This is a genomic window from Flavobacterium cauense R2A-7 (assembly GCF_000498475.1).
In the GTDB taxonomy this organism is placed as follows: domain Bacteria; phylum Bacteroidota; class Bacteroidia; order Flavobacteriales; family Flavobacteriaceae; genus Flavobacterium; species Flavobacterium cauense.
In genome coordinates, this window is record NZ_AVBI01000012.1 from 58,789 (window position 1) to 72,810 (window position 14,022).

At 38.7% G+C, this 14,022-nt stretch carries 11 protein-coding genes and 1 riboswitch; of the genes, 4 read left to right on the plus strand and 7 right to left on the minus strand.

Translation table 11 applies throughout. The annotated features are described in order from the left end of the window. Positions 1–168: 168 nt before the first annotated feature. The 3 genes from FCR2A7T_RS04050 to FCR2A7T_RS04060 all read left to right on the plus strand — a co-directional run bounded on the left by FCR2A7T_RS04050 (position 169) and on the right by FCR2A7T_RS04060 (position 4,639). Positions 169–1,572 (plus strand): tetratricopeptide repeat protein, encoded by a 1,404-nt coding sequence (locus FCR2A7T_RS04050; protein ID WP_023570009.1) that lies wholly within the window; start codon positions 169–171, stop codon positions 1,570–1,572. A 109-nt stretch (positions 1,573–1,681) separates the two neighbouring features. Continuing rightward, positions 1,682–2,446, plus strand: coding sequence for a shikimate dehydrogenase family protein (locus FCR2A7T_RS04055; RefSeq protein WP_023570010.1), 765 nt, complete (start codon positions 1,682–1,684; stop codon positions 2,444–2,446). A gap of 300 nt (positions 2,447–2,746) precedes the next feature. After that, positions 2,747–4,639 (plus strand): DUF349 domain-containing protein, encoded by a 1,893-nt coding sequence (locus FCR2A7T_RS04060; RefSeq protein WP_023570012.1) that lies wholly within the window; start codon positions 2,747–2,749, stop codon positions 4,637–4,639. Positions 4,640–4,708: 69 nt separating this feature from the next. On the opposite strand, the gene FCR2A7T_RS04065 is transcribed toward FCR2A7T_RS04060, so the two are convergent. The 6 genes from FCR2A7T_RS04065 to def form a co-directional block, all read right to left on the minus strand. Continuing rightward, positions 4,709–6,025, minus strand: coding sequence for a voltage-gated chloride channel family protein (locus FCR2A7T_RS04065; RefSeq protein ID WP_023570013.1), 1,317 nt, complete (start codon positions 6,023–6,025; stop codon positions 4,709–4,711). Positions 6,026–6,055: 30 nt separating this feature from the next. Next, a riboswitch (Fluoride riboswitch) is annotated at positions 6,056–6,123 on the minus strand. A 310-nt stretch (positions 6,124–6,433) separates the two neighbouring features. After that, positions 6,434–7,570 (minus strand): hypothetical protein, encoded by a 1,137-nt coding sequence (locus tag FCR2A7T_RS04070; RefSeq protein WP_023570015.1) that lies wholly within the window; start codon positions 7,568–7,570, stop codon positions 6,434–6,436. A gap of 13 nt (positions 7,571–7,583) precedes the next feature. Continuing rightward, the gene (locus FCR2A7T_RS04075; protein ID WP_023570016.1) at positions 7,584–7,901 is read right to left on the minus strand and encodes an antibiotic biosynthesis monooxygenase family protein; all 318 of its coding nucleotides are present in this window, start codon (positions 7,899–7,901) and stop codon (positions 7,584–7,586) included. Between the two features lie 80 nt (positions 7,902–7,981). Beyond that, positions 7,982–8,755, minus strand: coding sequence for a nucleoside triphosphate pyrophosphohydrolase (gene mazG, locus FCR2A7T_RS04080; protein WP_023570017.1), 774 nt, complete (start codon positions 8,753–8,755; stop codon positions 7,982–7,984). A gap of 77 nt (positions 8,756–8,832) precedes the next feature. Further along, positions 8,833–9,261 (minus strand): DUF5606 family protein, encoded by a 429-nt coding sequence (locus FCR2A7T_RS04085; RefSeq protein ID WP_023570018.1) that lies wholly within the window; start codon positions 9,259–9,261, stop codon positions 8,833–8,835. Between the two features lie 60 nt (positions 9,262–9,321). Next, the gene (gene def, locus FCR2A7T_RS04090; RefSeq protein WP_023570019.1) at positions 9,322–9,909 is read right to left on the minus strand and encodes a peptide deformylase; all 588 of its coding nucleotides are present in this window, start codon (positions 9,907–9,909) and stop codon (positions 9,322–9,324) included. A 155-nt stretch (positions 9,910–10,064) separates the two neighbouring features. On the opposite strand from def, the gene FCR2A7T_RS04095 reads away from it, so the two are divergent. Continuing rightward, positions 10,065–12,281, plus strand: coding sequence for an FUSC family protein (locus FCR2A7T_RS04095; RefSeq protein WP_023570020.1), 2,217 nt, complete (start codon positions 10,065–10,067; stop codon positions 12,279–12,281). Positions 12,282–12,416: 135 nt separating this feature from the next. On the opposite strand, the gene FCR2A7T_RS04100 is transcribed toward FCR2A7T_RS04095, so the two are convergent. After that, positions 12,417–13,925, minus strand: coding sequence for a malate:quinone oxidoreductase (locus FCR2A7T_RS04100; protein ID WP_023570021.1), 1,509 nt, complete (start codon positions 13,923–13,925; stop codon positions 12,417–12,419). Positions 13,926–14,022: the final 97 nt, after the last annotated feature.

Here is a 14,022-nt window from a genome sequence, read left to right on the forward strand (position 1 = left end):
AATAATTATATCAATTATCAATTATCAATTATCAATTATCAATTATCAATTATCAATTATCAATTAAAAAAATTGTTAATAATATTGTTTACAACATAAAGACGTTCATCACTAAAGGACCTAAAACCTTTAGTAATTTTAATAAGGATAATTTTAAACAAGTGGAGTATGTATTTGAGTAACGAGGAAGAGGAAAACAGTTTATCCTTATCGAAGTTTGAATCCATGTTGAAAACCAACAAGGTATTCTTCTTTGACTCGGAAGAGTTTGAAGACATTATTCTTCATTATCTCGACACGGGCAGAATAAACTTAGCCAAAAAGGCTTTAAAATTAGGCTTAGAACAACACCCCAAATCAACCGGTTTGAAGTTGGTTCAAGTAGAACTTTTAATTTTTGAGGACAAACTCGATATTGCAGAAAGAATGCTGAACGAGTTGTATGCCATCGAACCTACAAACGAAGAAATTTATATTCAGAAGGCAAATATTCATTCGAAAAGGGATGAACACGAAAAAGCCGTTGAATTACTGAAATATGCCTTAAAATATACCGACGACTATGCCGATGTTTATTCCTTAATCGGGATGGAATATCTGTTCATGGACGATTTGGAAAAGGCGAAAGAAAATTTCATCAAATGTTTGGACGAAGATATCGAAGACCATTCGGCCTTATACAATGTAGTGTATTGTTTTGACTTTTTAGACCAATACAACGAAGCTATATTGTTCCTGAACAGTTTCATCGACAGAAATCCTTACAGCGAAGTAGCCTGGCACCAATTAGGTCGTCAATACTACACGACTAAGGATTATGATCAGGCCGTTCGTGCTTTCGATTATGCTACCTTAATCGATGAAAATTTCTTAGGTGCTTATCTTGAAAAAGCCAAAGCACTGGAGAAACTGAAAAAATATCAGGAAGCAATTGATTGTTACAGCGTTACCATGGAATTGGACGATGCAACTTCCTTTGCCTTATTGCGTGTTGGAAAATGCCATGAAAAATTAGGCAATTACGAGTTAGCGTTACAGTTTTATCAAAAAACCGTACACGAAGATCCGTTATTGGACAAAGCCTGGATTGCGATTACCGATTTTTACATCCGTCAGAAGAATTTCCAAAAAGCACTATACTATGCCAACAAAGCCATCGGCATAGACAACGAAAATAAATTGTACTGGAAACGCTACGCTATCATCAATAAAGCGCTGAATTTTTTCGAAGAAGCCGAATACGGTTTCAGAAAAGCAGTGGAATATGGTGATTATGAATTAGACACTTGGTTGTTTTGGGTGGACATTTTACAATTCCTTGGCGAATTCGAAAGTGCAGTTCAAACTTTATTACAGGCTGCGGAATATTTTCCGGAAGAATACCAAGTGGAATATCGCTTGGCCGGATTGTATTTCATGCTACATGACGACGTGAAAGGAAAATTTCATTTAAGCAACGCTTTGCGTCAGAATTTTGAAAACAGAACTTTGTTGGAAGAATTATTCCCTGTAATCTGGACCCGAAAAATGGTTCAGAATTGCATCGACAAACATAAAAAAGCAGACGAATAGTAAACCAAATACCACAATTTACTATTATCTTTATGGTCAGCTACTGATATTAGCTGACCATAATTTTTTACAAGGAATTCAAAAGCAAGTTTCACTCCTACTGTTAAAAATGAAAACGGATAAAACCAAAAAACCAAAGAAGAAAAAATTCGGATTATTGGGAAAGAATATCAGCTATTCTTTTTCCAAAAAGTATTTTACGGAGAAATTTGCCAAAATCAATTTCACCCATTACTCGTATAAGAATTTTGACGTGGAAAGCATTGTACAATTTCCTGAAATTTTGGCCAACACAAAAAACCTGAAAGGTCTGAATGTAACCATTCCCTACAAAGAAGCAGTCATTCCTTATTTGACAAAATTATCCAAAAACGCAAAAATAATTGGTGCGGTTAACGTAATAAAGATTGCGAAAAACGGCACCTTAAAAGGCTACAACAGTGATTTTTACGGTTTTAAAAAAGCACTTAAACCCTTACTGAAAAAACACCATCAAAGAGCGTTGATTCTCGGAACCGGTGGTGCGAGTAAAGCAGTCGCCTACGCTTTGCGCAAACTCAACATCGATTATGATTTCGTATCGAGAAACCCTTCAGAATATCAGCTGGGGTATGAGGAACTGACGAAAGAACTTTTCAGTGAATACCAAATCATCATCAACACCACACCGGTGGGCACTTTCCCGAATATAGACGAATGTCCGCCACTGGATTATTCTCTGTTTACCGAAAATCATATAGCTTTTGATTTGATTTACAATCCTATGGAAACCAAATTTTTACGTTTAGCCAAAGAGCAGGGCGCAAAAACCAAAAACGGTTACGACATGCTGGTTTTTCAGGCAGAAAAAGCCTGGGAAATCTGGAACAAATAATCGTTTTAAGAAACTTCAACCCATTCCAAAACAACAAAAACTTTCCTCTTATAGCCCTGATGGGAGTGGAAATCTCCCGCTTTTTTTGCGGGAATTGCAACGGACAGCAGGAATACGGAAACCAAAAAATCCCAAGCCATTGCTTCGCCAATTCCCCGCAACGGCGGGTCGGGTCGCTCCTAATCGATTTTATTAACATTTTATCCGGAAAACGGGTTTATTTATCCGTTTTTCCTTTGAATTATCGGGCTGCTTTAGTATCTTTCGGCTCAATTTTGTTAAACTTAAGCATTATTTACAATGTTAGAAGAAAAGAATGATAACCTGCCAACGGCAGACGGACAGGAGCAAATTACACAAGAGGAAACTGTTCAGGAAAACCAATCGGCCATAGCAGCCATTGAAAGTTCAAACGCAGAGGAAAGCGAAGACGAAAGCATCAGTGAAGGTCATGATATTCCGATGCTGAATTATGAAGCGATGTCGATGGAAGAACTTACCGACGAACTGAGCAAACTGGTTTCCGATGAAAAAATGATGGCAATCCGCAACCATGTGGAAGAAATCAAAAAAGAATTCATGGTGAAATACCATCATTTTATTGATGAAAAACGCGATGAATACAGCCATGAAAACAATGGCGACACCAGCGGTTTCGATTACCATTTACCGTTGAAACACAAATTCGATTCGATTTACAATCACTATAAAGACCAAAAAAATCAGCATTTCAAACAAATGCAGAACAATCTGAAACACAATTTGGATGTTCGTACCGCCATTATTGAAGAGCTGAAAAACCTGATTGACAATTCCGGCGACAACATGCAGGGAATGTTGAAAAGCGTAAATGATTTGCGCGAACGTTGGAAAAACGCCGGACCGATTCCGCGCGACAAATACAACCACGTTTGGAACAACTTCCATTTCCATATTGAACGATTCTATGACCATTTGCATTTGGACCGTGAAGCGCGCGATCTTGACTTTAAGCACAATTATGAGTTAAAGTCGAAAATTATTTCCCGTGTAGAAGAATTGGTCAACGAAGAAGATGTTGCCAAAGCGTTCCGTGAATTGCAATCGTTACACAAAATCTGGAAAGAAGAAATCGGACCGGTTTCCCGCGAACATCGTGAGGAATTATGGAACCGCTTCAGCGAACTGACCAAACAACTACACGACAAACGCGAAGCCTTATTTGCAAAAGCAAGAGAGTTTGAAGTAGAAAATTTAGCCAAAAAGAGAGAAATCATTGCAATGATTGAAGCCGTGGCTAATGAGAAAATTACAGTTCACAGTGCTTGGCAAGGTCAGATTGAAAAAATAGAAGCTTTACGTGCAGCGTTCATGCAGGCAGGGAAAGTGCCTTTAGAAGTAAACGAAGAAACCTGGGCTGCTTTTAAAGAAGCGGTTCGTAACTTCAATGCGCAAAAAAATGCGTTTTACAAAGACATTAAAAAGGATCAGCAGGACAATCTGAATAAAAAACTGGCTTTGGTGGAAAGAGCAAAATCATTGCAAGAAAGCGATGATTTTAATGCCACAACACCAATTATGAAACAGATTCAGGAAGAGTGGAAAAAAATCGGACATGTGCCGAGAAAATATTCGGATAGTGTTTGGAAGGATTTTAAAGATGCCTGCAACCACTATTTCGACAGAATGCACGAAAAGCGCAACGAAGCCAGCAGCGAAGAAGTGGAAGCTTTCGACAAGAAAAAAGAGTATTTGGAAAGTCTGAAAGAATTCCAGTTAACCGGCGAACACAAAGCGGATCTAGATGCTATTAAAAAGCATATCGAGACTTGGAAGTCGTTTGGAAAAGTACCGCACGCGCGTCGTCATATTGAAGGAAAGTTTAATAAAATCCTAGATGCCTTGTTTGACAAATTGAGTTTGTCGAAGAAAGATGCCGAAATGGCAAAATTCAGCAATCGTTTGGAACAATTGGCGGAAGGCGATGAAAGACAACTGCAAAACGAGCAAATTTTCATCATGCGTAAGATTGACGAAATGCAAAGCGATATTATCCAGTTGGAAAACAACATCCAATTCATTTCCAGCGGTAAAAATGCGAAAACTGAAAATCCGTTTGTGAAGGAAGTACAAAAAAGCATCGACCGTCATAAAGAAGAATTAAAAACCTGGAAAGACAAACTGAAACAAATCAGAAGTCTGAAACAGGAATAAAAAAGAAAATCCCGATTATAGTAATCGGGATTTTTTTTTATACTTATACTGCAATCAAAATTAGAAGATTTATTTTTTCAATTCACCGATAGGTTTCCCCGAATGCGCTTCAAAACGTTCGTTTTTAGGTTCTCCCACTATTTGTTTTTTATAAATACTGTTGTGTCCCGAAAAAAGATAGGCCACTACACAGGCTATTGCAGCGTAAACACCACATTCTACCCCAAACAATTCGATGGCCATAATCATACAGGCTAAAGGCGTATTGGTGGCACCTGCAAAAACTGCAACAAACCCCATTCCGGCCAACAATCCAACCGGTAAAGGAACAAACAACGACAAAGCGCTGCCCAAAGTGGCTCCTATAAAGAATAACGGCGTAACTTCTCCTCCTTTAAATCCGGCAGAAAGCGTCAGAATGGTGAATGCCATTTTTAAAGCGAAATCATACATTGGCAATTGTGCATCAAAAGACGCCACAATCGTTGGAATACCCAATCCGATATATTTAGTGGTACCGATAGCGAAAACAGCCAAAGCGACTATGCTTCCTCCGATTACCGGACGCAAAGGCGGATATTTGATTTTTGATTTGAAGATGGAAGTCGTAAAATGAATAATTTTACTGAACGAAGCCGCACACAATCCAAAAACGATTCCGGCAAGAATACTGTAAAGTACCGGTACGGCATCTAATTTCGGAATGTAACCGATGTGATATTGTGTGTGATGTACTTGCCAGAGATCAGTAACCAAATCGGCTAAAATAGCGGAGACAAACGCAGGGAAAATAGCGTTGTAGCGAATTCTTCCGATTAGAAAAACCTCCAATCCAAAGATTGCCCCGGCCAGAGGTGTCCCGAAAACTGAGCCAAAACCGGCTGCAATCGCAGCAATGATTAAAATTTTACGCTCGCTGTGCGAAAGTTTAAACGGCTTGGTAAATTGATCCGAAATAGCGCCTGCCATTTGCAATGCGGTACCTTCCCTACCGGCCGAACCTCCTAACAAATGCGTCGCCATAGTGCCAAGGTACACGAAAGGCGCCATTCGGAACGGAATAATGGTTTTGGGTTCGTGAATAGTATCGATCAGCAAATTGTTTCCTGCTTCGATGTCTTTCCCTAAATAATGGTATAATAGTCCGATTAACAATCCGCCCACGGGCAGGAATGCAATCAGCCATAAATGCTGTTCTCTGTAATTGGTAACCCAGTCTAAAGAAATAAGAAATCCTGCCGAAGCAGTACCAACGGTTGCCCCAATGATACAACTTATCGCTAACCATTTTAAAAGATAAAAAGTGGTTGGAAAACGATTAAAAGCAATCTGAAACGTTTGTTGGCTTGGTTGTCTGAATGACTTTTCTTGTTCTTTATTATACATAATTCTCCCGATTAAATGTGTTTATTCATCTATTAATCAGGCGTCATCAGCTTTTGTGAAGCGGTTGGGTAAGGAAGAACACCATTTCCTTTTGTCTGACAAATATAGAAATTATATTTTCTTCCTGAAAGCAAACTTTTTAATAAGATAATACGAAAAATGGACAACCAGCAAAGCTCCGTTACCGATAAACCAAAACCCCATAAAAATAGCCATTTGTGGTATTCCACAATTTATACCTCCTTCATTGGTTAACTGAGAAAGAAAATATTTTGGAAAAAAAATAAATTACAAATCAGCAACACTACAAAAAAAACAGTTTTCACAAAACGTAATTTATAGTAATCTGAAAGAAGGCTAACTGCAATTTGCAAAATCGAAACACCAAATATGAATCCCAATATCATATTACTTTCGTTTGTAATCAAAAGTCGCCGGAAACTTTCGGGTAGTAATTGTTGGTTCCGAAACGATTTTTTTGCCGTATTTTGGCGTGATTTGTTTGTCGGTATACGTTTCCTCTTTGAACTTCTTATGCTCCATTATAGCGGAAACTTTTACGTTTACATCAATAGGCTGTACATAGTTATCGTTCTTAAGCACAACATAATAACGTCCCTGAAGCATATTACTTTCAGTAAACTTTTTAAAAGCCGCGATTCCTTTTCCGAAATCATAGGATTTAGCCGGTTTTTCTTCTAAAAAGAGTTTTTTATTTTCTTCGTTAACTAACAGATATTCCACATCTTCCCCAATAGACGGCAACGCTAAATTGGTCACTGCACCTGCCGCAATTCCTCCTAAAGGTGTGGTAAATATAGTTGTGGCGCCCTGAACTGCTCCTACAATCATTTTTCGGTTTTGCTGCCAGTATTCGTTACTTTCTTTTCCTACCCCAACCCAATAAGCCCAAGCTACGACTTTTTTGGTTTCGTTTTCGGTAATCGTATTTTTCGGCAACGTAAAATAAACACTAGATGTGCTGGATTCGAAAGTGGTTTTTGCATTTACCCGTGATGTTTTATCCAGAACCATTTCTTCGTATTTCTTTTCATAGGTCACCACTTTTCGGATTTTCTGAATTTGCAGCGTATCGTATCCGACAACAACATCTTTCGTTAATGAATTCCAGGTCGTATCCTGTTCGGTTACCCATTTCACCGCAGTGTTGAAAGTAACTGCCGATTCTCCCGGGGGAATGCGCTGAATTAAAACGGAAACGGTCATTTCCTCTTTCGAGTCATTTTTAAATTTGAACTGATAAGCCGATTTGTGAATCACCACGATTTCCTCTTTCTTCACTTTTTTGGTATCCAGCACTTTAAATTTTATGTTATCCGGATATTCGGCAACTGCTACTTCGCTGACTTTCTTCCCATCTTCTACCGAAAAAGTAAATACGATTCGATCACCTTCCGTGAAACCAAAAAGCAGTTCTTCGGCAGAATTGGGCTTAATTTTTATGGTTTGTTCCGTGACTTTAATTGCTTTTTGCGCAAAAATCACATTGGTAACTAACAACAATAAAAGGGCAATTTTTTTCATTTGTATTTTACTATTATTTTATAAAATCATAATCACGTTCCACTTTGGCGATGCGCACTTTAAACGCTTTGTACCAATCGCTTCGTCCGATTTCTCTGGCAATCGTATGCTCGGCATTCATTTTCCAGTTTTTTATCGTTGCTAAGTCTGTCCAATAAGAAACGGTAATCCCAATTTCATTTCGGGCTGATTCGACGCCTAAAAAACCCGGTTGCTCTGCTGCTAATTCCACCATTCTGTCGGCCATTTGAGCATAACCATTTTCTGTTTCCGTTCTTACCGAAGTAAAAATCACCGCGTAATAAGGTGGTTCCGGGGTTTTAGCTATCATTACAAATTCTGATTATTATTTACTAAACTATTCTGCTTCTACCTTCTGCTTCCCGCTTTCTGTCTTCTGCTTACTAAACACTAAAGCCGTTTCGCTTCTTCCCAGAACACGTCCATCTCCGCCAAAGTCATATCCGATAAAGGTTTCCCGATTTCATTTGCTTTGCTTTCCAGATACTGAAAACGCTTGATAAACTTCTTATTCGTGCGTTCCAGAGCATCTTCTGGGTTGACATTCAAAAACCGTGCATAATTAATCATCGAGAACAAAACATCGCCAAATTCGGCTTCAATCTTATCCTGATTAGCGCTTTCTACTTCATGTTGCAATTCGGAAAGTTCCTCTTGTACCTTTTCCCAAACCTGATGCGGTTCTTCCCAATCGAAACCAACACCTTTTACTTTGTCTTGAATACGGCTCGCTTTTACTAAAGCCGGCAAACTTTTAGGAACGCCTTCCAAAACGGATTTCTTGCCTTCTTTCAGCTTGAGTTTTTCCCAGTTTTGCTTTACCTGTTCTTCATTTTCTACTACAACATCTCCGTAAATGTGCGGATGACGGTCGATTAATTTATCGCAAATGGAATTCGCCACATCGGCTATATCAAACGCTTGCTTTTCGCTTCCTATTTTGGAATAAAAGACAATATGCAACAACACATCGCCCAACTCTTTTTTAATTTCCTCCAAATCGTTGTCCAGAATGGCATCACCCAATTCGTAAACTTCTTCGATGGTTAAATGGCGTAAACTTTCGAGTGTTTGCTTTTTATCCCACGGACATTTTGCGCGCAAATCGTCCATAATATCGAGTAAACGGCCAAAAGCTTCCAATTGTTGCTGACGTGTATTCATTGCGTTGAATTTTGTGTAAAAATAACAAATCCCACCCGAAGGCAGGATTTATTTTTCAGTATCTTTTTTAGAAAGAATTATTCTTCTGTTTTCTCAGCTTCTGCTTCAACTTGCGCCGGAGCTTCTTTAGAAACCAATCCTTTTGCCTGAAGCATGTTGTACCAGTTCATTACTTTTTTAATGTCTGATGCATATACACGGTCTTCGTCATATTCCGGTAAAATCTCTCTGAAATAAGCCGCTAATTTATCGTTATCTTCTTTATGAGACATTGCAGGGCCGTTATCTTCTTTTTCAGCAATTTTTCTGAAAACTTCTGACAAACGCACTTCTTCATTGTACGTGTAAATTGAAATTTCAGATAACAAACTTACGTTACTTCTCATTCCAACCGTGATTTTTTTACCGTCGATTAATGACTCGGCAACAAATCCTGTTCTTGTTTGTAATTTTAAATCGTATAATCCTGGTTTACCCGAAATGGATAATATTCTTTCTATGCTCATTGTGATTGTGTATTATTTTAAGGGTGACAAATATCTAATCTTTACATTGAAAAACAAAAATTATCTGCCTTTTTTGGCAACAAATTTCATTTTATAATCCGGACGGGTTTTCCCTTCCATGATGTTTTGCAATTTCTTGGATATTAAACGTTTTTTTAGTGAAGATATTCTGTCGGTAAACAAAATTCCTTCGATATGGTCGTATTCGTGCTGGATTACTCTGGCAATCAGACCATCATAAACCTCAGTCTTTTTATTAAAATCCTCGTCGTAGTACTCGATTGTGATTTGCTCATGACGAAAAACGTCTTCACGAACTTCCGGAATACTCAAACAACCTTCGTTAAAACCCCATTCTTCGCCTTCTTCTTTCAGAATTTTAGCGTTGATGAATGTTTTTTTGAATCCTTTCAACTGTGCTGCTTCTTCTTTACTTAAATCATCACTGTCACTGAACGGCTCGCAATCCACAATAAAAAGACGAATCGCTAACCCAACCTGTGGGGCAGCCAATCCAACGCCATAAGCATTGTACATGGTCTCATACATATTGGCAATCGTTTCTTTCAGATTCGGATAATCTTTAGAAATTTCCTCTCCTACTTTGCGAAGTACCGGATCGCCGTATCCTATAATTGGTAAAATCATTTTTTGCTGCTTAATTATGCCGCAAAAATAATCAAAAAAGAGAGAATCAGGCAGACTTTCACTGCTTTTGGCTTTTTTTAAACATAATATGTGAAATGATTCTTAAATTTATAGTTGCTTTTCTTACAACACCTACCCTTGTACTGTTGAAACATATGATTCATAAAATTCGAAAATATACCGACAACACCAACGTTGCAAATGCTTTAAAAGCAACCATTGCCTGTGTGCTTCCGGTAATTATTTTATCACAGTTTGGTCATTTTCAACAGGGGTTTGCCATAGCCATAGGAGCGTTATTAACCTTTCCCAGCGATGTTCCGGGAAGTTTCAGTCATAAGGTAAAAGGAATCTTAATTGCCGTTTTCTTAATCACAACAACAACCTTACTGCTTGGTTTTATCCAGCAAAATCCGATAATAGTCTATCCGGTTTTACTGGTTTTAGCATTCTTTTTCTCAATGATTTCCGTGTACGGACACCGCGCGAACATGATTTCATTCGTTTGCCTGATTACGGTAACGCTTGCTTTCAGTCATTCCTACAAAGGCTGGGAGCTTGTGGAACATTCGGTTTACATTCTCACGGGCGGATTGTTTTATTTGTGCATTTCACTGTTATTTTATTTTTTACGACCGCATCGGTACATGGAATTGCAAATTGCCGATTGCCTCCGACTCACTTCTAAATACTTAAAACTCCGCGGCGATTTATGGAATATTGATGCCAATCGTTCCGAAATAACCGAAAAACAGTTGGAAATTCAGGTGGAAATTAATACAATTCATGAAAACATTCGTGAGTTTTTAATTCGAAATACGATCAATTCGAGTAATTCCGATGAAAACCGAAAAATGCTGATTGTCTTTACCAATCTGGTGGAAATACTCGAAATCGCACTTTCCTTTGCTTTCAATCACAACGAATTGCATCAGAAATTTGACAACCATCCGAAGACGTTAAAAACCTATCAGAATCTGGCGTACACCATAGCTGAAACCCTCAAGAAACTGTCCCAAAGTCTGGAAACCAACACCAAATACATTTCCGATCATTCCTTATTTGATGATTTGGAAAAATTGGAACGAATTATTGAACGGTATCAAACGGAAGTGGGCACCACCGGTTCTGCTGAAGGACTTCTGATGCTGAAAAACATGCAGCATTACGCCGAAAAACAGATTGAAAAAATTAAAATTATCGAAAAAGCACTAACCGGGTCGATGAATATGGAAGAGCTGAAACGAAAACACAAGGAAATCGAAAAGTTTCTCACCCCGCAAAATTATCGTTTGGGCACGTTGCTTGAAAATCTGAGTTTTTCGTCGACTACTTTCCGACATTCCCTTCGGTTGTCGTTAACCATTTTGGTGGGTTTTATCATTGGAAAACTGCTTCCATTTCAAAACGGCTATTGGATTTTACTGACTATCGTAGTCATCATGCGTCCCGGTTACGGTTTAACCAAACAACGTTCTTTTGAACGGATTTTCGGGACGATAATTGGCGGAATTATTGCGTTTGGGGTGCTTTATTTTGTACACAACAATTATATTTTAGGAACATTATCCGTGATTGCGATGATTTTAGGTTTTACGTATTCCCAAATCAATTATAAAATAGGCGCCACTTTTGTGACCATTTATGTGATTTTTATTTACGGAATGCTTACGCCGAATGTAACCGAAGTGGTGCAATACCGCATCCTGGATACCGTTTTTGGTGCAGTTTTGGCGTTTTTAGCCAATTATTTCCTGTGGCCTTCCTGGGAATTCCTGAACCTCAACAAGTATCTTGAAAAATCGATTGCAGCCAACCGAAATTATCTTAAGGAAATCACCCTTTTTTACAATCAGAAAGGCGAAGTAACCGTAGCCTATAAACTATCCCGAAAACAGGCTTTCATCGAAATTGGAAACCTGATGGCATCGTTCCAGAGAATGAAACAGGAACCAAAATCGAAGCAGAAAAACAAGGCAAAGGTATACAAAGCCGTGGTTTTGAATCATACCGTCCTTTCGTCTGCCGCCTCGTTGGGAACCTACGTGCAATCGCATAAAACCACCAAAGCATCAAAAGCCTTTAATATTGTTGCCGAAACGGTTATTAGAAATTTAGATTTAGCTATTGAAATCCTTAACGGAAAACAAAATGCAGTAGCGCTGACAAACGATGAAAAGGAACGACTGGATTTGAGTTTTTCCGAATTGAAAAACATCCGGGCGCAGGAATTGCGAAGCGACACTATTGACGATGAAGATTTCCAATTGAAAATGGAAGAAGCACAACTCGTAATCGATCAGTTGATTTGGCTGATTAATTTATCTGAAAATCTTTTAAAAGTGACCAAAAACTTAAACATGGAAGAATAAAAACCGTAAAAAAGTCATTCCGACGCAAGGAGGAATCTCATAATTTTGTGACATTGATTATGTGATTTCTCCCTTTGGTCGAAATGACAAAAGAGATTCTTTTTTAAAGAATCTCTTTTATTATAATAGCACAGATTAAACCAAAGTTTTCAACTTTAAAATGGTTCCGGTTTTGTGACGAAGTTCATCAGCTAACTGCGGATTAGCATTCAGCGATTGTCCGTACGACGGAATCATCTCTTTCAATTTATTTTGCCATTCAGGTGATGCTAATTCGTCTTTAAAACAACGTCCTATTAAATCCAACATAATCGAAACTGCTGTGGAAGCTCCCGGAGAAGCCCCTAAAAGAACTGCTAAAGAACCATCGGCACAATTCACAACTTCGGTTCCAAATTCTAAAACGCCTTTTCCGTTTTTGTCTTTTTTAATGACCTGAACACGCTGTCCGGCATTTTCAAGCACCCAATCTTCTTTCTTCGCATCCGGTAAATATTCCCGTAACGCTTTCATGCGGTCTTCCGAGGATTGAAAAACCTGCTCAATCAAATATTTCGTCAATGGAATATTATTGATTCCGGCACCAAGCATCGGTTTAATGTTGTCTAACTGAATGGATTTTGCCAAATCGAAATACGAACCGTTCTTTAAAAATTTGGTTGAAAATCCGGCATAGGGTCCGAATAATAAGGCTTTTTTACCGTCAATCATTCGCGTATCGATGTGCGGAACTGACATAGGTGGTGCGCCAACAGCCGCTTTTCCGTAAACTTTTGCCTGATGTTTGGCGATTAATGCTTCGTTCGTACATTTTAACCATTGTCCGCTCACCGGAAAACCGCCAAAACCTTCTCCTTCCGGAATGTTGGCTTTTTCCAGCAATAAAAGCGAACCGCCTCCCGCACCGATGAATACAAATTTCGCTTTTACGCGTTTTTTGGCACCGGTTTCCAGTTCTTTCACTTTCACTCTCCAGGTTCCGTCGTCGTATTTTCTCAATTTTCGCACTTCATGATTAAAGTGCAATTGTACACCTTCTAACGTTTCCAGATACCTGAAAATGCTTCGGGTTAATTCACCAAAGTTAACATCCGTACCGAAACGCATTGAAGTTGCGGCTAATTTCTTCGCTCCTTTACGTCCTTCCATAATCAGTGGCGCCCATTCTTTAATTTTCTCGGCATCTTCTGTATATTCCATGTCTTTAAAAAGATGGAATTGCTGTAAGGCATCGTAACGTTTTTTGAGGTATTTGGTGTTTTTTTCGCCCCATACAAAACTCATGTGAGGGATACTTTTGATGAAATTTTCAGGATTTTTCAACAACCCTTTTTCCACCAAATACGACCAAAACTGACGAGAAACTTCAAAAGCTTCCACAATTTTAACGGCTTTGGAAGTATCAATTGAACCGTCGCTTTTTTCGGGAGTGTAGTTTAACTCGCAGAAAGCGGCATGGCCGGTTCCGGCATTGTTCCACGCATCGGAACTTTCGGCAGCGGCAACGTCCAGACGTTCAAAGATTTCGATTTTTAAATTAGGTTGTAGTTCTTTCAGCAGTAATCCTAACGTGGCGCTCATGATTCCGGCACCAATTAAAACCACATCTGCTTCTGATTTTTGTGTTGTTGTAGTTGTAGTCATCGCAAAGTTTTAAAGCACAAATTTACGGCTTACAATGCAAAAGTTATCTTAATTTTCAAGGGTTTACAGGCGCTAAATCATTTTTAGGAAATTGAAA

Coding starts and splice junctions, on each gene's coding strand:
- FCR2A7T_RS04050 (WP_023570009.1), top strand. CDS start 169: ATGTATTTGAGTAACGAGGAAGAGGAAAACAGTTTATCCTTATCGAAG.
- FCR2A7T_RS04055 (WP_023570010.1), top strand. CDS start 1,682: ATGAAAACGGATAAAACCAAAAAACCAAAGAAGAAAAAATTCGGATTA.
- FCR2A7T_RS04060 (WP_023570012.1), top strand. CDS start 2,747: ATGTTAGAAGAAAAGAATGATAACCTGCCAACGGCAGACGGACAGGAG.
- FCR2A7T_RS04065 (WP_023570013.1), bottom strand. CDS start 6,025: ATGTATAATAAAGAACAAGAAAAGTCATTCAGACAACCAAGCCAACAA.
- FCR2A7T_RS04070 (WP_023570015.1), bottom strand. CDS start 7,570: ATGAAAAAAATTGCCCTTTTATTGTTGTTAGTTACCAATGTGATTTTT.
- FCR2A7T_RS04075 (WP_023570016.1), bottom strand. CDS start 7,901: ATGATAGCTAAAACCCCGGAACCACCTTATTACGCGGTGATTTTTACT.
- mazG (WP_023570017.1), bottom strand. CDS start 8,755: ATGAATACACGTCAGCAACAATTGGAAGCTTTTGGCCGTTTACTCGAT.
- FCR2A7T_RS04085 (WP_023570018.1), bottom strand. CDS start 9,261: ATGAGCATAGAAAGAATATTATCCATTTCGGGTAAACCAGGATTATAC.
- def (WP_023570019.1), bottom strand. CDS start 9,909: ATGATTTTACCAATTATAGGATACGGCGATCCGGTACTTCGCAAAGTA.
- FCR2A7T_RS04095 (WP_023570020.1), top strand. CDS start 10,065: ATGATTCATAAAATTCGAAAATATACCGACAACACCAACGTTGCAAAT.
- FCR2A7T_RS04100 (WP_023570021.1), bottom strand. CDS start 13,925: ATGACTACAACTACAACAACACAAAAATCAGAAGCAGATGTGGTTTTA.